The organism is Streptomyces flaveus, assembly GCF_014647675.1.
GTDB classification, from domain to species: Bacteria; Actinomycetota; Actinomycetes; order Streptomycetales; family Streptomycetaceae; genus Streptomyces; species Streptomyces flaveus.
This window is the reverse complement of the sequence record NZ_BMPQ01000006.1, coordinates 12,952-30,626: the sequence shown is the minus strand read 5'-3', so window position 1 is coordinate 30,626 and position 17,675 is coordinate 12,952. Positions and strand designations below refer to the sequence as shown.

Annotated in this window: 18 protein-coding genes; 9 read left to right on the top strand and 9 right to left on the bottom strand. The window is 70.1% G+C overall.

What is annotated here, in order from left to right:
- Positions 1 to 60 precede the first annotated feature (60 nt).
- The gene (locus tag IEZ21_RS14505; RefSeq protein WP_189322315.1) at positions 61 to 1,215 is read left to right on the top strand and encodes a cystathionine gamma-synthase; all 1,155 of its coding nucleotides are present in this window, start codon (positions 61 to 63) and stop codon (positions 1,213 to 1,215) included.
- A 21-nt stretch (positions 1,216 to 1,236) separates the two neighbouring features.
- On the opposite strand, the gene IEZ21_RS14500 is transcribed toward IEZ21_RS14505, so the two are convergent.
- The 3 genes from IEZ21_RS14500 to IEZ21_RS14490 all read right to left on the bottom strand — a co-directional run bounded on the left by IEZ21_RS14500 (position 1,237) and on the right by IEZ21_RS14490 (position 2,638).
- The gene (locus IEZ21_RS14500; RefSeq protein WP_189322314.1) at positions 1,237 to 1,488 is read right to left on the bottom strand and encodes a hypothetical protein; all 252 of its coding nucleotides are present in this window, start codon (positions 1,486 to 1,488) and stop codon (positions 1,237 to 1,239) included.
- Positions 1,485 to 1,994 carry a sigma factor-like helix-turn-helix DNA-binding protein gene (locus tag IEZ21_RS14495; RefSeq protein ID WP_189322313.1) on the bottom strand — a complete coding sequence of 170 codons (510 nt, stop codon included), beginning with the start codon at positions 1,992 to 1,994 and terminating at the stop codon, positions 1,485 to 1,487. Before IEZ21_RS14495 ends, IEZ21_RS14500 begins: the two co-directional genes overlap by 4 nt.
- 131 nt (positions 1,995 to 2,125) lie before the next feature.
- Positions 2,126 to 2,638 carry a MarR family winged helix-turn-helix transcriptional regulator gene (locus tag IEZ21_RS14490; RefSeq protein WP_189322565.1) on the bottom strand — a complete coding sequence of 171 codons (513 nt, stop codon included), beginning with the start codon at positions 2,636 to 2,638 and terminating at the stop codon, positions 2,126 to 2,128.
- 163 nt (positions 2,639 to 2,801) lie between these two features.
- Between IEZ21_RS14490 and ilvA the strand changes: the two genes are divergently transcribed.
- From ilvA to IEZ21_RS14475, 3 genes are all read left to right on the top strand, one after another.
- Positions 2,802 to 4,031: a threonine ammonia-lyase gene (gene ilvA, locus IEZ21_RS14485; protein WP_189322312.1), complete on the top strand. Its 1,230-nt coding sequence runs from the start codon at positions 2,802 to 2,804 to the stop codon at positions 4,029 to 4,031.
- Between the two features lie 176 nt (positions 4,032 to 4,207).
- Complete coding sequence (locus tag IEZ21_RS14480; protein ID WP_189322311.1) at positions 4,208 to 5,269, top strand: ATP-binding cassette domain-containing protein; 1,062 nt, start codon at positions 4,208 to 4,210, stop codon at positions 5,267 to 5,269.
- Positions 5,266 to 6,111: an ABC transporter permease gene (locus tag IEZ21_RS14475; RefSeq protein WP_189322310.1), complete on the top strand. Its 846-nt coding sequence runs from the start codon at positions 5,266 to 5,268 to the stop codon at positions 6,109 to 6,111. Before IEZ21_RS14480 ends, IEZ21_RS14475 begins: the two co-directional genes overlap by 4 nt.
- Before the next feature lie 80 nt (positions 6,112 to 6,191).
- On the opposite strand, the gene greA is transcribed toward IEZ21_RS14475, so the two are convergent.
- Entirely contained in the window at positions 6,192 to 6,689 is a 498-nt protein-coding gene (gene greA / locus IEZ21_RS14470; protein ID WP_189322309.1) for a transcription elongation factor GreA, read from the bottom strand.
- A 214-nt stretch (positions 6,690 to 6,903) separates the two neighbouring features.
- Positions 6,904 to 7,302, bottom strand: coding sequence for a DUF4307 domain-containing protein (locus tag IEZ21_RS14465; RefSeq protein ID WP_189322308.1), 399 nt, complete (start codon positions 7,300 to 7,302; stop codon positions 6,904 to 6,906).
- A gap of 122 nt (positions 7,303 to 7,424) precedes the next feature.
- Here IEZ21_RS14465 and mca point away from each other — a divergent pair, with 122 nt between their 5' ends.
- The gene (gene mca / locus IEZ21_RS14460) at positions 7,425 to 8,303 is read left to right on the top strand and encodes a mycothiol conjugate amidase Mca (protein ID WP_189322307.1); all 879 of its coding nucleotides are present in this window, start codon (positions 7,425 to 7,427) and stop codon (positions 8,301 to 8,303) included.
- 6 nt (positions 8,304 to 8,309) lie between these two features.
- A complete protein-coding gene (locus tag IEZ21_RS14455; protein WP_189322306.1) occupies positions 8,310 to 8,570 on the top strand; it encodes a hypothetical protein in 261 nt (86 codons plus the stop codon).
- A gap of 156 nt (positions 8,571 to 8,726) precedes the next feature.
- Here the strand turns inward: IEZ21_RS14455 and IEZ21_RS14450 are convergent, their stop codons facing one another.
- A complete protein-coding gene (locus IEZ21_RS14450; protein WP_189322305.1) occupies positions 8,727 to 11,930 on the bottom strand; it encodes a tetratricopeptide repeat protein in 3,204 nt (1,067 codons plus the stop codon).
- A 368-nt stretch (positions 11,931 to 12,298) separates the two neighbouring features.
- On the opposite strand from IEZ21_RS14450, the gene IEZ21_RS14445 reads away from it, so the two are divergent.
- Positions 12,299 to 14,326, top strand: coding sequence for a thioredoxin domain-containing protein (locus IEZ21_RS14445; protein ID WP_189322304.1), 2,028 nt, complete (start codon positions 12,299 to 12,301; stop codon positions 14,324 to 14,326).
- On the opposite strand, the gene IEZ21_RS48420 is transcribed toward IEZ21_RS14445, so the two are convergent.
- On the bottom strand, positions 14,323 to 14,448 hold the full coding sequence (locus IEZ21_RS48420) for a hypothetical protein (protein ID WP_281399436.1): 126 nt from the start codon (positions 14,446 to 14,448) through the stop codon (positions 14,323 to 14,325). The two genes, IEZ21_RS14445 and IEZ21_RS48420, sit on opposite strands and share 4 nt — an antisense overlap.
- A gap of 27 nt (positions 14,449 to 14,475) precedes the next feature.
- On the opposite strand from IEZ21_RS48420, the gene IEZ21_RS14435 reads away from it, so the two are divergent.
- Complete coding sequence (locus tag IEZ21_RS14435) at positions 14,476 to 15,330, top strand: alpha/beta fold hydrolase (protein WP_189322303.1); 855 nt, start codon at positions 14,476 to 14,478, stop codon at positions 15,328 to 15,330.
- 117 nt (positions 15,331 to 15,447) lie between these two features.
- Positions 15,448 to 16,218 carry a class I SAM-dependent methyltransferase gene (locus IEZ21_RS14430; RefSeq protein WP_189322302.1) on the top strand — a complete coding sequence of 257 codons (771 nt, stop codon included), beginning with the start codon at positions 15,448 to 15,450 and terminating at the stop codon, positions 16,216 to 16,218.
- Between the two features lie 16 nt (positions 16,219 to 16,234).
- On the opposite strand, the gene IEZ21_RS14425 is transcribed toward IEZ21_RS14430, so the two are convergent.
- Both IEZ21_RS14425 and IEZ21_RS14420 read right to left on the bottom strand, forming a co-directional pair.
- A complete protein-coding gene (locus tag IEZ21_RS14425; RefSeq protein ID WP_189322301.1) occupies positions 16,235 to 16,960 on the bottom strand; it encodes a Mut7-C RNAse domain-containing protein in 726 nt (241 codons plus the stop codon).
- A gap of 78 nt (positions 16,961 to 17,038) precedes the next feature.
- The gene (locus IEZ21_RS14420) at positions 17,039 to 17,671 is read right to left on the bottom strand and encodes a TetR/AcrR family transcriptional regulator (protein WP_189322300.1); all 633 of its coding nucleotides are present in this window, start codon (positions 17,669 to 17,671) and stop codon (positions 17,039 to 17,041) included.
- Positions 17,672 to 17,675: the final 4 nt, after the last annotated feature.

Below are 17,675 nucleotides of genomic sequence, written 5' to 3'. Positions count from 1 at the left end.
CCGGCCCCGCCACAGCTTCCCGCCGTCACCATCCGCGCGGGCGCACTACCCTCGGTGCCCATGAGCGACAGGCACATCAGCCAGCACTTCGAAACCGTGGCGATCCACGCGGGCAACACCGCCGATCCCCTCACCGGCGCGGTCGTCCCGCCGATCTACCAGGTCTCGACCTACAAGCAGGACGGCGTCGGCGGACTGCGCGGCGGCTACGAGTACAGCCGCAGCGCCAATCCGACCAGGACGGCCCTGGAGGAGAACCTCGCCGCCCTGGAGGGCGGTCGCCGCGGCCTCGCGTTCGCGTCCGGACTGGCGGCCGAGGACTGCCTGTTGCGTACGCTGCTCAGCCCCGGCGACCACGTGGTCATCCCCAACGACGCGTACGGCGGTACGTTCCGCCTCTTCGCGAAGGTCGTCTCCCGGTGGGGGGTGGAATGGTCGGTCGCCGACACCAGTGATCCCGCCGCCGTACGAGCCGCCGTCACCCCCAAGACCAAGATCGTCTGGGTGGAGACGCCGTCCAATCCGCTCCTCGGCATCACCGACATCGCCGCGGTCGCCCAGATCGCGCGCGAGGCGGGCGCCAGGCTGGTCGTCGACAACACCTTCGCCAGCCCTTACCTCCAGCAGCCGCTCGCGCTCGGCGCGGACCTCGTGGTGCACTCGCTGACCAAGTACATGGGCGGCCACTCGGACGTCGTGGGCGGCGCGCTCGTCGTGAACGACGAGGGGCTGGGCGAGGAACTGGCGTACCACCAGAACGCGATGGGCGCGGTCGCGGGCCCCTTCGACTCCTGGCTGGTGCTGCGTGGCATCAAGACCCTCGCCGTACGGATGGACCGGCACAGCGAGAACGCCGCCAAGGTCGCCGAGATGCTCGGCAGGCACGCGCGCGTGACGCGTGTTCTGTACCCGGGCCTTGCGGAGCACCCCGGTCACGAGGTCGCCGCCAAGCAGATGAAGGCGTTCGGCGGCATGGTGTCCTTCCAGGTCGCGGGCGGTGAGGAGGCGGCCGTGGAGGTCTGCAACCGCGCCAAGGTGTTCACCCTGGGCGAGTCCCTGGGCGGCGTCGAGTCCCTGATCGAGCATCCGGGGCGCATGACCCACGCGTCCGTGGTCGGCTCGGCACTCGAGGTGCCCGCCGATCTCGTACGCCTCTCCGTAGGCATCGAAAACGTCGACGACCTCCTCCAGGACCTCACCCAGGCCCTCGGCTGATCGTCTGCCGACCGGTGAGGCCTACCAGCCGGTGAGCGGTGGAGTCGTCTCCGACGGCGGCTCCACCCACGGCTGGGCCACCGACGCCCACACCACGAAGGCCACGGCGGCCGCGAACAGCAGCAGCCACATCAGCCGCCGGGCCGCCCTCTGGCGGTGCAGCATGCGGCTGCCGCGCCGCACGGCGTCCGCGTGCAGGTTGGGTGGCACGGGGGGCGGCGTACCCTCCAGGATGCGGCGGACGGCATCCTCCCTGCGGTCCGTCGAACTCATGACGGCACCACCTTCGCCACCGCCGGAGGCGCCTCACGCGGCGGATGCAGCAGGTTCGCCATCGCGCGGGCACAGATCGCCCGTACGCGCTCCAGGGGCAGCCCCAGCAGCGCCGCCGTCTGCTCCTCGGCCACGCCCTCGAAAAGGCGCAGGACCAGGATCAGCCGCTCCTGGGGAGTGAGACGGTGCAGTACGCCGCCGGTGTTCGGGCGGCCACGAGGGTGCGCCCAGCTCAGGGCGCCGTACTGATGCCAGGCCCCGCGCGCGAAGCGCACCGCCAGCTGCTGCCGGGTGCGGTCGTACGGGTCCTCGCCGCGCAGCCGGTCCCAGGAGGCGTACGTATGGGCCAGGGACGCCGTGAGCAGGCGCCGCGCGCGCGGGTTGTCGTCCGGCGACTCCGCCGTGAGGAGTGTGGCCGCATGCAGCAGCCGCCCTGCCGCGCCCGCGACGAACGCCTCGAACTCCCGGGCCCGGCGGGCGTCTTGGGACGCCTGCCGTTCTCGCACCGCGCCTCCCGACTCTGGGAAACCGGGCCCCTGGGGCGTACCACGAGGAAAATCGAGTACTACAGGGACCCGATCTCATCTGAGGCCAGGCACAGCCCCCTGGTCAAGAGGCCGACACGATGCGGGGGCGGTCAGGACGGCGAGGACGCCTCTACGGAGGACCCTTCCACCGACGCCGCAGCCATCCGCGTGGACAGCGCGCCGTTGAAACGCGTGAGGAGCGTGCAGAACGCCTCCCGCTCCTCCGGAGTCCAATCCTCGGTGAGTTCGGCCATCAACTGCCGCCGGGAGGAGCGGACTTCCTCCAGACGGGAGAGCCCGCGCGGCGACAACTGGAGCACCACGGCGCGCCCGTCCTCCGGGTGCGAGGTGCGCTTGACGAGCCCGGTGTCCACGAGCGGCGCGACCTGACGGGTGACCGTCGACGAGTCGATGCCCATACTCGCGGCGAGCGCCTTGACGCCCATCGGACCCTCCTTGTCGAGGCGGTTGAGCAGCAGATACGCGGCGCGGTCCATGGAGTTGCGGACCTGCCCGACCCCGCCGAGCCGGGTCTGTTCTGCACGGCGGGCGAACACCGCCACCTCGTGCTGGAGCGATTCGAGAAGACCGGTGTCACCGACGGTCGTCATGTCCATCGACATTTCTGGTGTTGTGGGCATGGCCGGGGGCTCTATTCATGCGTGGGGCTGGGTTGGGGGACAGAGTACGCGGACGGCGGCCGGGCCGTACCGGCGCTGCGTAAACCTGTACGGGACCTTGATTCACCGCCCGTGGGGCGCAGCGTGAGCTGCGAGACTGGTGGTCATGAGCTACAGCACGGCTGACTCCTTTCCGACGGTGACCCTCGACGATGTGCGCGGCGCCCAGAAGATGCTCGCGGGCGTGGCGCGGGTGACCGCCATGGAGGGCAGCAGGCATCTGTCCGGACTGGTGGGCGCGCCCGTGCACTTCAAGTGCGAGAACCTCCAGCGGACGGGTTCGTTCAAGCTGCGCGGCGCGTACGTGCGGATCGCCGGGCTGCTTCCCGAGGAGCGCGCCGCGGGTGTCGTCGCGGCGAGCGCCGGCAACCACGCCCAGGGCGTCGCCCTGGCCTCTTCCCTGCTCGGAGTGCGCTCCACGGTGTTCATGCCGACCGGCGCCCCGCTGCCGAAGATCGCCGCGACGCGCCACTACGGCGCCGAGGTGCGACTGCACGGCACGGTGGTGGACGAGACGCTGGCCGCCGCCCAGGAGCACGCGGCCGAAACGGGCGCCGTGTTCATCCACCCCTTCGACCACCCCGACATCATCGCGGGCCAGGGCACGGTCGGCCTGGAGATCCTGGAGCAGTGCCCCGAGGTGCGCACGATCGTCGTCGGGATCGGCGGCGGCGGTCTCGCCGCGGGCATCGCGATCGCCGTGAAGTCGCTGCGGCCCGACGTACGGATCGTGGGGGTGCAGGCGGCGGGCGCGGCGGCGTACCCGCCCTCGCTGGCGGCGGGGCGCCCGGTGTCCATCGAGAACCCGGCGACGATGGCCGACGGCATCAAGGTGGGGCGTCCCGGCGACGTGCCGTTCCGGATCGTCGGCGACCTGGTGGACGAGGTCCGTACGGTCTCCGAGGACGCCCTGTCCAGCGCGCTGCTGCTGTGTCTGGAGCGGGCCAAGCTGGTCGTCGAGCCGGCCGGCGCGAGCCCCGTCGCGGCGCTGCTGAGCACGCCCGAGGAGTTCGAAGGGCCGGTCGTGGCGGTGCTTTCCGGCGGAAACGTGGACCCGCTGCTGATGCAGCGCATCCTGCGGCACGGCATGGCCGCGGGCGGCCGCTACCTCCAGGTACGGCTGCGGCTGACGGACCGCCCCGGCGCCCTGGCCACGCTCCTCGGGGTGTTGTCAGTGGTGGACGCTAACGTCCTCGATGTGAGCCACGTACGGACTGATCCGCGGCTCGGGCTCACAGAGGCGGAGGTGGAGCTGCACCTGGAGACGAAGGGCCCGGAGCACTGCGCCGAGGTGCGGCAGGCGCTGCGCGAGGCCGGTTACACGGTCATCGACTGACGCCTGGCAGTCCGTCAGGCCGGCGGCCGAGGTCAGGGACCGGTTGTCCACAACCTGGAAAAATCTGTTGAGAGACGCGATACATCGCGTTATGGTGTGTCTCTCGCCACTCATGGCGGGACCAAGCACGCAAACCCAGTATTTCCGAAGAAACCCCAACGACGTGGAGAACTCACATGCCAGGCGCCATCTACGCCGAAGGCCTCGTGAAGACCTTCGGTGACGTAAGGGCTCTGGACGGCGTCGATTTCGATGTCCCGGAGGGCACCGTGCTGGGCCTGCTCGGGCCGAACGGCGCGGGCAAGACCACCGCGGTCCGCTGCCTGACCACACTGCTGCGCCCCGACCGGGGCAAGGCGATCGTCGCAGGCATCGACGTGCTCAAGAACCCCAACGAAGTGCGGCGCTCGATCGGCCTGTCCGGCCAGTTCGCCGCGGTCGACGAGTATCTGACCGGCCGCGAGAACCTCCAGATGGTCGGCCGGCTCTACCAGATGAAGGCGAAGGACGCGAAGGTGCGGGCGGGCGAGCTGCTCGAGCAGTTCAACCTCGCCGACGCCGCCGACCGCCCCGCCAAGACGTACTCCGGCGGCATGCGCCGCCGGCTCGACCTCGCGGCGGCGCTCGTCGTCTCGCCGCCGGTCATGTTCATGGACGAGCCGACGACCGGCCTCGACCCGCGCAACCGCCAGCAGCTGTGGGAGGTCATCAAGCGACTGGTCTCCGGCGGTACGACCCTGCTGCTGACCACGCAGTACCTCGAAGAGGCCGACCACCTCGCCCACGACATCTGCGTCGTCGACCACGGCCGCGTCATCGCCCGCGGCACCTCCGACCAGCTCAAGGCCCGGACCGGCGGCGAGCGCGTAGAGGTCGTCGTCCACGAGCGCGAGCACATAGCCACCGCGTCCGAGGTGCTACGGGGCTTCGGCAAGGGTGAGACGACCGTCGAGGAGCACACGCGCAAGCTGACCATGCCCGTCACCGGCGGCGCGAAGCTCCTCGCGGAGGTCATCCGCGAGCTGGACACCCGCGGTATCGAGATCGACGACATCGGTCTGCGCCGCCCCACCCTCGACGACGTCTTCATCTCCCTGACGGGACACCTCGCCGAGACCGAGGCCGAGGAGAACGGCGGGGTGCAGGACGCGAAGGGCCGCAAGACCAAAGCGAAGCAGGAGCCGGTGCAGGACAAGGACAAGGACAAGGACAAGGCCAAGAAGGAGGCCGCCTCATGAGCGTCGTCAGCGACACCGTGCGCGTCGCGCAGCCGGGGAGCGCCATCGGCCAGTCCGTGCGGGACTCCCTGGTCGTCGCCCAGCGCAACCTCATTCGCATGAGCCGCATCCCCGAGATGGTGATCTTCGGGCTCATCCAGCCCATCATGTTCGTGGTGCTGTTCAGTTACGTGTTCGGCGGTTCCATGACCATCGCGGGATCCAACAACCCGGACAGGTACCGCGAGTTCCTGATGGCCGGCATCTTCGCGCAGACCGTCACCTTCGCCACCGCAGGCGCCGGAGCGGGCATCGCCGACGACATGCACAAGGGGCTCATAGACCGCTTCCGCTCCCTGCCCATGGCGCGCGGAGCCGTCTTGACCGGCCGCACGCTCGCCGACCTGGTACAGACGGCGCTCACGCTCCTCGTGCTGGCCGTCGTCGCCCTGTTGGTCGGTTGGCGCACCCACACCAGCGTCGGCGAGGTGCTCGGAGCCTTCGGGCTGCTGCTCCTGGCCGGGTACGCGTTCACCTGGATCGGCGCGCTGATAGGCCTCTCCGTGCGGACGCCGGAGGCGGCCACCTCCGGCGGGCTGATCTGGCTCTTCCCGGTCACGTTCGTCTCGAACGCGTTCGTGGACACCGGCCAGATGACGCCCTGGCTGCGTCATGTCGCCGACTGGAACCCGTTCAGCGCCACGGTGCAGGCCTGCCGCGAGCTGTTCGGCAACCCAGGAGTCTCGCAGTCGGACGCCTGGCCCATGCAGCACCCGGTCTGGGCCTCGCTGATCTACTCGATCGCGATCATCGTCATATTCCGGACGCTGGCGGTGCGCAAGTACCGCTCGGCGACGGCGTGACGCACGAGGAAGCCCCCGGCCATGAGGAGACCCCCGGCGCGAGGGAAGCCTCGGCCGGGGGCGCGCTCGGACTCAGGGACTCAGGCTGTGTACGGCTTGGCCTTGAGGATCTTCACCGAGGCGAGCTTGCCGTTCGGCAGTTCGTACTGGGCGTCCTCGCCGACCTTCTTGCCGTTCACGCCGGAGCCCAGCGGGGACTGCGGCGAGTACGTCTCGATGTCCGAGCTCGCGTACTCGCGCGAGGCGAGCAGGAATGTCACCGTGTCGTCCTCGTCACCGTCGAAGGCAATGGTGACGACCATGCCGGGCGCGACCGCACCATCGGCCGCCGGCGCCTCGCCGACCTTCGCGTTCTCAAGGAGCTGGGTCAGCTGGCGCACCCGGAGCTCCTGCTTGCCCTGCTCCTCCTTGGCCGCGTGGTACCCGCCGTTCTCGCGCAGGTCGCCCTCCTCGCGCGCGGCCGCGATCTTGGCGGCGATCTCCGTGCGCGCAGGACCAGACAGGTACTCCAGCTCGGCCTTCAGCTGGTTGTACGCCTCCTGGGTCAGCCAGGTGACGTTCTCGCTGGTCTGGGTCACAGGTGCTCCTCGTCGGTACTGGGAATACAAAGCATCGCCCTACCCAGAAGAATGTTCCTCCAGGGGAGGGCGAAACCACGAGCCTAACAATTCAGCGGGCGAAGGGGGAGGACATAAGCCATCAGAATCACATCAACGCAGGTCAGCGCCTACGTATTGCAGTCGGCGCGTACGGACTGGGGCCCGGCGCCACCGTCATGCGCCGAGCCCGGCGTCAGTCGGCGTGGCAGCCGAGCAGTTCCGCCGTGGTGCCCCGGGCCGTCACACGCAGCGTGACGACCTTGTCGATACGCGTGGCGTTCTGGTCGAAGCGGAAGTCCTTGCGGCCCACCTCAGCGCCGTCCTCGGCCTGCGAGCGGATGGTGCAGTAGCCGTCGGCGTCCACGTCCTTGCGCACCTCCAGGTGCACCTTGACCGAGTCGGCGGAGGTGTCGAAGCTGATCACTTCGGCGCTGATCTTGTTGCCGCCCACGTAGTAGTAGGCGAACCAGCCGATGAGGACGAGGAGAGCGACGCCCAGAACACTGCCGATGATCTTGAGCTTGCGGTCGGCGCGCTCGTCCGCGGAGCGGCCGTAGCGGCCCTCGGGCAGCTGCGTACTGGCCGTACTCATGATCGTCCTCTCTGCGGGGCGGACAGGGCCGGGCCCCGGAATTTTTCGCCCCCGATTTCGGTCACTATAGAAGCCGCCGATCGCGCCGATACAACGGGGCGCCGACTGACGAGGATTGAGTCTTGACTGACCAGCTACGACTGATGGCCGTACACGCCCACCCCGACGACGAGTCGTCGAAGGGCGCGGCCACCATGGCGAAGTACGTGTCCGAGGGGGTGGACGTGCTGGTCGTGACCTGCACGGGCGGGGAGCGCGGCTCCATCCTCAATCCGAAGCTTCAGGGTGACAAGTACGTCGAGGAGCACATCCACGAGGTACGCAAGAAGGAGATGGACGAGGCCCGCGAGATCCTCGGCGTCAAGCAGGAGTGGCTCGGCTTCGTCGACTCGGGACTGCCCGAGGGCGACCCGCTGCCGCCGCTGCCCGAGGGCTGTTTCGCGCTGGAGGACATCGAGAAGGCGGCGGGCGAACTGGTCCGCAAGATCCGCTCCTTCCGCCCGCAGGTGATCACCACCTACGACGAGAACGGCGGTTATCCGCACCCCGACCACATCATGACCCACAAGATCTCGATGGTGGCGTTCGAAGGGGCGGCGGACGCCGAGACGTACCCGGAGTCGGAGTTCGGCCCGGCCTACCAGCCGCAGAAGCTCTACTACAACCAGGGCTTCAACCGCCCCCGCACCGAGGCGCTGCACAACGCGCTGCTGGAGCGCGGCATGGAGTCCCCCTACGGGGACTGGCTGAAGCGCTGGGACGAGTTCCAGCGCGACGAGCGGACCCTGACCACGCACGTTCCGTGCGCCGACTTCTACGAGATCCGCGACAAGGCCCTGATCGCGCACGCCACGCAGATCGACCCCGACGGGGGCTGGTTCCGCGTCCCGATGGAGATCCAGAAGGAGGTCTGGCCGACGGAGGAGTACGAGCTCGCGAAGTCCCTCGTCGCTACGTCCCTCCCCGAGGACGACCTCTTCGCGGGCATCCGGCAGTCCTGAGGGACAATGCCTGACATGAGCGCAAGCGCAAGCCTGGCAATGACGCACCTCGTCCCCCTCGCGGCGGAGGTCGACGAGGACAAGGTGACCCCTGGCGTCCTCGGCTTCATCGTGTTCGCGGTGATGGCCGTGGCGGTGTGGGGGCTTATGAAGTCGATGAACCGGCACATGGGGAAGGTCGACTTCGAGGAGGACACGGACCCGAAGGGGGACGCCTCCGACAAGAAGGCCGGTTCCGGGGGGAAGGCCTCGCCTGCGAAGGGCTGAGAGCTCAGCGGCTTGAACTGCTGAGGCAGGGTGTCTGAATGAGACCCACTGGGTCTCATTCAGACACCCTGCCTCATACGCCCGCTCCGACGGCTCAGGATCGACGAGTCCGCTGGCCATTGCGCCTCGGCGGCCTCTACGAGGACTGAACCGCCTCTACGAGGACTGAGCTGCCACCGCCACCCCCATGACCTCCCGGGCATGCCGGCTCGGCACCATCCCCAAGCGCCAGGCCTGCCAGCCCGCGTCCAGGTCGACGCCCCGTTCCAGCAGCAGCTGATACGCCTCGATGTAGTCGTCGAGCTTTCCGTCGCGGGACGGGTGGTTGGTGCGGGAGAGCTGGGTCAGCTCCTCCTGGGCCACGGCGGTGCCGATCTCGGTGCCGCCGGGGGAGGCGTACGGGAGCAGGGTGCAGCGCAGGAAACGGGCCCAGTCCTCGCCCCGCCGGTCGCCGTACGACGCGAAGAGTGTCGCCGCCTCGTCGCACAGCGAAAGGGCGGACTGCGTACGGGCGTTGCCCGCGTCCACCACCGCCAGTTCCAGGCACGTCCACGCCTCGCCATGCGCCACGCCGATGCGCTGGAAGTCCGCTCGGGCGTCCACGAGCAGTTGGCGGGCGAAGCCCGAGTTGCGCAACGAACCCGTCTGGACCGCCCGTTGGTCGCGCGTGGCCCGGGCCGAGTGGTGGCGGGCGCACGCCAGGCCGTACACGTCCCGGATACGGGAGAACATCGTCCGCGAACGCTCCAGTTCCCGCACCGCCTGGTCCAGACTGCCCGACTCCTCCAGCGCCTGGCCCAGGTAGTACACCGTCCACGCCTCGCCCCGCGCGTCCTCGTTGTCACGGTGGCGGGAGATCGCCTGGCGGAGGCCGTCCACGGCGGAGGACGGGTCGCCGTCGACCAGGCGGGCGCGAGCCAGCTGGGTCAGGGCCCAGGCCTCACCGCGAGGGTCACGGGTACGGCCGTACAGATCGAGGGCCTCGCGGAGTTCCGCCTCCGCACGCGGTACGTCGCCCATGCGCAGGCCGAGCTGGCCGAGCTGGAAGTGCGCCCAGGCCTCGCCGTGCACGGACTCGCCCTGGCGGTGCAGGACCAGCGCCTGGGTGAGGAGATCCAGGGCCGTGGCGAGGCGGGCCCGGTCCCGCTCCACCGCCGCCAGCGCGTGCATCGTCCAGGCGCGGTCCGCCGCGAGGTCGGGAGAGGCCTGGAGGTCCATCGCCTCCTGGAGCTTCGCCGCCGCCTCCGTGAGATTGCCCTGGTGGTGCAGCGTGATGCCGAGCGAGCACAACGCCCTTGCCGCGCCCGCGTCGTGGTGCGCCTCGAAGTAGAGGTCCACCACCGAAGCGAGCTGCGTACGCGCCTTGTCGAGCTCGCCGAGCTGACGGGCCGCGATACCCGTACGCCACTGGACCGAGCGCACCAGCAGCCCCTGGTCCACCGCCTGCGTCAACTCGCTGATCTCGCCCAGCCGGTAGAGGTCACCGCGCAGCAGGCAGTAGTCGCACAGGGCGCCGAGCAGATTCAGTACGGCCGCCTGGTTCACACCCTCCGCGTGCCGCAGCGCCGCCGTGATGAAGCTCGACTCGTCGTCCAGCCAGCGCAGCGCCGCGTCCAGCGAGGTGAAGCCGTGCGGGCCGACCGTGTCGGCGCGCGTGGACGTCTTGCCGTCGACGAGACGGATCACCGAGTCCGCCAACTCGCCGTAGTTCACGATGAGTCGTTCCTGCGCGGCCGTACGCTCGGCAGGATCCTCCTCGTCCAGCAGGCGGGCCTGAGCGAAGGCGCGCACGAGATCGTGCAGGCGGTAACGGCTGCCCCGTACATGATCGATGAGGCCGGCCCGCGACAGCGCCTCCAGATGCCGGGTCGCCTCCGCCTCGTCCGTCGCCAGCAGGGCGGCCGCCGCCGCGGCGCCCAAGGAAGCGCGGCCCGCCAGCGCCAGGCGACGCAGCAGCCGCCGGGCCGTGTCCGACTGGTCGCTGTAGCGCAGCCACAGCACGCGTTCGGCCGGCTCGACCGGACCGTACGCCTCGAGATCCGTGGCCAGCCGGCGATGCGTACGCGGGCCGAGTGAGGAGCCCGCGATCCGCAGCGCCAGGGGCAGGCCGCCGCACAACTCCCGCACCCGGTCGCAGGATTCGGCGTCGTACGGACCCGAGGCGTCCTGCGCCGCCGCCTTCAGCAGCTCCTCGGCGCCCGACGCGTCCAGCGCCTCCACAGGGAGCTGGTGCACCCAGGCGGGGAGGTCGGCGGGCAGATCGAGCGGTTTGCGTGCGGTGACCAGGACGAGGCTGTCGGAACGCTCGGGCACCAGGGTCCGTACCTGCTCCGCGTCGCTCGCGTCGTCCAGCACGATCGTCACCGGCAGGCCGGTCAGATGCTGGTGGTAGAGCTCGCTCAACCGCCGCACCTGCTGCTCCGGCGAGGAACGTTCCCGGAACAGCAACTGCTCGCGGGACGCACCGAGCCGGTTGAGCAGGTGCAGCAGCGCGTCACGGGTGGACAGCGGCGGCTCCTCCGGGCTGTCGCCGCGCAGGTCCACCACGCACGCGCCCCGGAACTGATCCCTCAGCGCATGCGCCGAACGGATCGCGAGCGTGCTGCGGCCCGAGCCCGGCGCGCCGTGCAGCACGACCACCGTCGGCTTGGTCTCCGTACTCGCACGGGCCGCGTGCACCCACTGCGCCACCCGCCCCAGCTCCTGCCTGCGACCCGCGAACGGGCCGTCCGGCTCCGGGAGTTGATCGAAGGACCGCTCCAGGACACTGCGGCTGCGCGCCGCCGCGCTCTTGTCCGTACGCCGCAGCTGCGGCGCCTTCCGCTTCGGACCGGTCGACGCGCTGAGCACCCGCTGCTGGTCCAGGAACGGGCGGATACCACGCACCTCCAGCGCCGTCAGCCACTGAAGCCGCAACTGCTCAGGACCGCCCGGCTGGCCCAGCGCTCCGGCCCGACGACTCGCGGCAGGCAGATGCGAAGCGGTCACCTTCGCCACCGTCGCCGCGGCGCCCGCCACACCGACCACGGCTCCGGCACCGAGCGCCGTCCCCGCGCTCGTACCGAGTGCCAGGTCCGCCACACAGGCCGCGGCGGCGGCAACGACCGCGACCAGCAGGGGAGTTCCGGCGCCCTCACGCGCATACCGCTGCCCGAACGTCAGCCGCCCGGCCTCCGCCTCGTCCAGCGCCCTCGTGTACGCCTCGTACTCCTCCGTGGCCGTCCCCGCGATGGCGTCCAGCGCCCCACGCGCCCGCGACAGCAGCACACTCCCGTCGGTCCGCCCGCCCGACCGCCGAACCTCCTCCTCCACGGCCCGGGCCAACAGCCGCTCGGCATCAGCCCGATGGCTGTCCCGCATGTCAGGTCCCCCTCCGCCAGCAACGAATTTCCCGGTCAAGTGTCCTGCGGACGGAGCGGGAAGGCGAGAGAGCGATTGGCATGTTCACGCTCCCAGAACCCCGACCGCACCGACCCGCACGGATCCGTGATCCGCACCCGTACGGACTTGATCCGCACCTGCCCGAACCCATCACCTACCCCCGGTGCGGGCCCGTGATCCGCGTCGCGCCCCCTTGATCCGCACCGCGTTCCGCGTGCTGCGGCAGGATTGCCCCTCGATGACGGGGGACGTCTGCATCAGGCCATCTACTTCGACGACGGGGACATCGCGGCCATCGCCTGAGGCGAGTACGTGGCGGAACCAGGATCGCGTGGGAGGGTGGGGGCATGAACCGCCTGGCCCATGAGACGTCCCCGTACCTCCTCCAGCACGCCGACAACCCCGTCGACTGGTGGCCCTGGAGTGAAGAGGCTTTCGAGGAGGCGCGCAAACGCGGCGTTCCCGTGCTGCTGAGCGTCGGCTATTCAAGTTGCCACTGGTGTCACGTCATGGCTCACGAGTCGTTCGAGGACCAGGGGACCGCCGACTACCTCAACGCGCACTTCGTCAGCATCAAGGTCGACCGCGAGGAACGCCCCGACGTAGACGCCGTCTACATGGAGGCCGTGCAGGCCGCGACCGGGCAGGGTGGCTGGCCCATGACCGTCTTCCTCACCCCGGACGCCGAGCCGTTCTACTTCGGGACCTACTTCCCGCCCGCGCCGCGGCAGGGCATGCCCTCCTTCCGGCAGGTTCTGGAAGGTGTGCACAGCGCCTGGAGCGACCGGCGTGAGGAGGTCGCAGACGTCGCCGGGAAGATCGCGCGGGATCTCGCCGGGCGGGAGATCTCGTACGGGGACACGACTGTGCCCGGTGAGGAGGAGCTGGCGCAGGCGTTGCTCGCGCTCACGCGGGACTACGACGCCCAGCGCGGCGGGTTCGGCGGAGCGCCGAAGTTCCCGCCGTCCATGGTCGTCGAGTTCCTGCTGCGGCATCACGCTCGGACCGGCTCCGAGGGTGCGTTGCAGATGGCCGCCGACACGTGTGAGCGGATGGCGCGCGGCGGGATCTATGACCAGCTCGGGGGCGGATTCGCGCGGTACTCCGTGGACCGTGAGTGGGTGGTGCCGCACTTCGAGAAGATGCTCTATGACAATGCACTGCTGTGCCGCGTCTACGCCCACCTGTGGCGAGCCACCGGCTCCGACCTCGCCCGGCGCGTCGCCCTCGAAACCGCCGACTTCATGGTCCGCGAACTCCGTACGAACGAGGGCGGGTTCGCCTCCGCGCTGGACGCCGACAGCGATGACGGAACAGGGAAGCATGTCGAGGGCGCGTACTACGTGTGGACGCCTCGGCAGCTCGCCGACGTCCTCGGCGACGAGGATGCCGAGCTCGCTGCCTCCTACTTCGGCGTGACGGACGAGGGCACGTTCGAGGAGGGGGCCTCCGTTCTTCAACTCCCGCAGCAGGAGGGCGTGTTCGACGCCGAGCGGATCGAGTCCATCAAGGAGCGGCTCAGCGAGGCCCGCGCCGAGCAGCCCGCTCCTGGCCGTGACGACAAGGTGGTCGCCGCCTGGAACGGGCTCGCGATCGCAGCCCTCGCGGAGACCGGTGCGTACTTCGACCGCCCCGACCTCGTCGAGGCCGCGCTCGGTGCCGCCGATCTCCTCGTACGTCTGCATCTGGACGAGCGGGCCCGGCTCGCCCGTACGTCGAAGGACGGCCAAGTCGGTGCGAATGCGGGCGTGTTGGAGGACTACGGGGATGTTGCCGAGGGGTTCCTGGCGCTCGCCTCGGTGACCGGTGAGGGGGTCTGGCTGGAGTTCGCCGGGTTCCTGCTCGACCATGTGCTGGTGCGGTTCGTCGACGAGGAATCCGGCGCCTTGTACGACACGGCCGCCGACGCCGAGAAGCTGATCCGCCGCCCGCAGGACCCGACCGACAGCGCCACGCCCTCCGGGTGGAGCGCGGCGGCCGGTGCCCTGCTGAGCTACGCGGCGCAGACCGGTGCCGAGCCCCATCGCACCGCCGCGGAACGGGCGTTGGGCGTCGTGAAGGCGCTCGGCCCGCGGGCGCCGCGTTTCATCGGCTGGGGGCTCGCGACCGCGGAGGCCCTCCTCGACGGGCCGCGTGAGGTGGCCGTGGTCGGACCGGCGGATGCCCCGGCGACGCGGGAACTGCACCGCACCGCCCTCCTCACCACCGCCCCGGGAGCGGTCGTCGCGGTGGGCACCCCCGGCAGCGACGAACTCCCGCTCCTCGCCGATCGCCCGCTGGTGGAGGGTGAACCGGCGGCTTACGTCTGCCGCCACTTCACTTGCGACGCCCCGGTGACGGACGCGGTGGGCCTCCGGCAGAAGCTGGTCTCCTAGAGCCGGTCTGCCGGCGGCGCCGCGAGATCGGCCGCGACCTCGCCGGCGATCTCGATGGCCCGGCCGGCAAGTGGTGAGTGGGTGCGTCCGGCCCGCCGGTGCAGGTAGATCTCCCGCGACATGAAGTCGCGGGCTCTAGCGTGCCAGACATGACCTCACATCAATCTCACGGCGAGCGACTGCTCGGGATCAACGGCGTCGAGCTGTGTGCCGAGACCTTCGGAGACCCTGCGGGCCCCGCGATCGTGCTGGTCGCCGGTTCGGCCGCCTCGATGCTGTGGTGGGACGCCGACCTGTGCGAACAGCTCGCCACCCGTGGCCGGTTCGTGGTCCGGTACGACCATCGGGACACCGGCCGGTCGACCTGCTACCCGCCGGGACAGCCGGCGTACTCGTTCACGGACCTGACCCTCGACGTACTCGGCATCCAGGACGCCTTGGGCATCGAGCGCGCCCATGTGGTCTGTCAGTCGATGTTCGGCGGTATCGGACTCATCCTCGGTGTGGACCATCCCGACCGGGTCGCGTCGCTGACGTTCGTCTCGAGCTCGACCGGTGCCGACGACCTGCCGTCACCGTCGAGCGACCTGGCCATGCCGGCCGAGCCGGACCTCTCCGACGCGGCCGCGGTCGTCGAGTACGTGGTCGTCGGCGCGAGGGCGTACGCCGGTGGCTCGCCGTACTTCGACGAGGCCGCGATCCGGGCGTTGGCCGAACGTGACGTGGCGCGCGCCAGGAGCTACGCGTCGACTCTGGTCAACCACTACGCCATCGAGTTCGACGGGCCGGCGCGAGGCGGCTTCGGCGACATCGCGGCGCCGACGCTCGTGGTCCACGGCGACCACGACCCACTGCTGCCGCTGCCGCACGGCGAGGCGCTGCGCGACACGATCCCCGGCGCGGAGCTGCTGGTCCTCAAGGGGGCCGGACACGACCTGCCGAGGGCGGTGTGGGACGACTTCGTGTCGGCCCTGGTGCGGCACACCGAAGGAGGCCGCCCATGAACCGGCTGCGGTCGGCACTCCGGCTGCCGCTCTTCCCAGAGGTGGATCCGGGTGTACGACTCGACACCGTGCGGGGCGTACTCCGCGACGGCCCCGCGGCATGAGGAGGAGATCGCATTGTTCGACTACGACTCGGAGCTCGCCCGCTATCACGAGCGGCTGCGGAACGCCCTCGACATCCGACCCGGTGACCATGTCCTCGACATCGGCTGCGGCACCGGCCAGACCACCCGGGACGCGGCTCGAGCCGCGTCGCCGGGTACCGCGCTCGGCGTCGACGTCTCGGATCCGATGCTGGCGCGGGCCCGCCGACAGGCCGAGACGGAAGGGCTCCGCAATGTCGGTTTCGTGCAGGCCGACGCCCAGGCCCATGCTTTCCCGCCGGAACATTTCAGTCTGGGCGTCAGCCGGTTCGGCACGATGTTCTTCTCCGACCCCATCGCCGCGTTCGCCAACATCGGGCGAGCCCTGCGTCCGGGTGGGCGCTTCGTGCAGCTGGTCTGGCAGGCCGCCGACCGTCAGGAGTGGCATACCGCGATCCGGGCGGCGCTCTCTGGCGGGCATGCGTCATCGACGTCGGCCCCAGCGGCCGTCGATCCCTTCACGCTGGCCGATCCGGACGTCGTGGCCGGCCACCTGACCGCGGCCGGCTTCACCGCGGTGGACGTCGTCGACGTACGCGAGCCCGTCTACTACGGCCCGGACGCCGCCCGCGCGCGTGCTGCCGTGCTCCAGCTGTGGATGGCGAAGGAGTTGGTCACCGATCTGGATGTCGCGTCCGCCGAGCGTGCGCTGGATCGGCTTGGCGCGACTCTCGAGGCGCACGACACCGGCGACGGCGTGTGGTTCGACTCCCGCGCCTGGCTGGTCACCGCGCGCCGGCTTTGACCAAGGGCAGTAGGGCTCAGGAGCCGAACTCCGAAACGGCGCGCGTCACGATCGCCTCCAGGCGGTCATGGTGCGCGCCCCGCCAGTACACGCGCCCACACTCCTCGCACTGCGCGAACACGTCGTACGACCGCTGCGTCCCGCCTTCGAGCCGGTCCGCGACGTCTTCCTTGACGGCCTCCTTGAGCAGGCCGTTGCAGGCCGTGCAGCGAGTCCACGGCTTCAGCTCCGGCTCGAACCGGCCCAGTACGTCCCGGAGTTGGTCCTCGGTCCGCGTGCTGTAGACGAACGCGCCGGCCCACAGCTCGCGTCGGCGCAGCAGACCGCGGTCGCGGCTGAGCATCACGCGCCGCTCGGCAGCCGAGCGCGTGGCCAGGGCCGGGTCGCCGATGTCGGTGGACTCGTACGCGGCGTCCACGCCCAGCAGCCGCAGCCGCCGGGCGAGCGTCCCGAGATGCACGTCGAGCAGGAAACGCAGCGGCGCCCCTGGCACCCGCTGCGGGCGTGCGACGGCCTGCACCTCGACGGACTCGCCCGCCTTTGGCACGTACGACACGGCCACCGCACGCCCGTCCACGACGAGCCCGCCGACCTCCGTCAGCGGCACACCGAGCGACTCCACGACATGCCCGAGCGTGGAGACTCCGTCGGTGACGACCTCGGTGGCCCCCGCCCGCCGCGCCTGCGGGACGAACATGCCCAGCTCGGGGGCGAACTCGACGTGGATCTCCGGTCCGTTCACGGAGTCAGGATGCCACGACCGCCGTACGGTGGCCGGGTCCTTTTCCGGCGCCCTGAGGTCATCGCAGGGTCATCCGGGTCATCGCTTGGGGAGGTCCTTGAAGGTGGCGAGGGCGCGGTCGAGCAGGTCCAGCAGATCGCCCTGGTAGTCGTGTTCGGTCCAGTAGATGGCCGCTTCGAGGAGCGCGCCCATCAGCCCCATCGTGTAGACCCGCACCTCCAGGTCGTTCTCGTGCCGCCCGGTGCGCTCCGCGATCGCCCGGCACATCAGGCGGCTCGTGACGGACATGCTCTCCATGACCCGGGAGCGCACGGCCGGGATCTCCGTCATCAGCCGGAGGCGCAGCTTCATCTCGCGCTCCGCGAAGGTCGGGGCGTCGGCGATCGCCATGCTCATCGACTGCCGGATGATGAACCGCATCGAGTCCAGCAGACTCTCGTCCTCCGGACGCGCCCGCAGCAGCTCCTCCGCCAGGGGGTCGTACTCGTCCGTCAGGACGATGTCCTCCTTGGTCGGGAAGTACCGGAAGACAGTGCTCGGCGAGACCTCCGCGCGATCGGCGATCTGCTCCACGGTCGTGGCGTCGTACCCCTGCTCCTCGATCAGCTCGTAGGTGGCGTTCCTGATCGCGATACGCGTCTTGAGCTTCTTCCGCTCCCGCAGGCTCAGGTGCCTGGCGGCTTCGGGGAGGGAGGTGCGTGCCGTGGTCATGCCT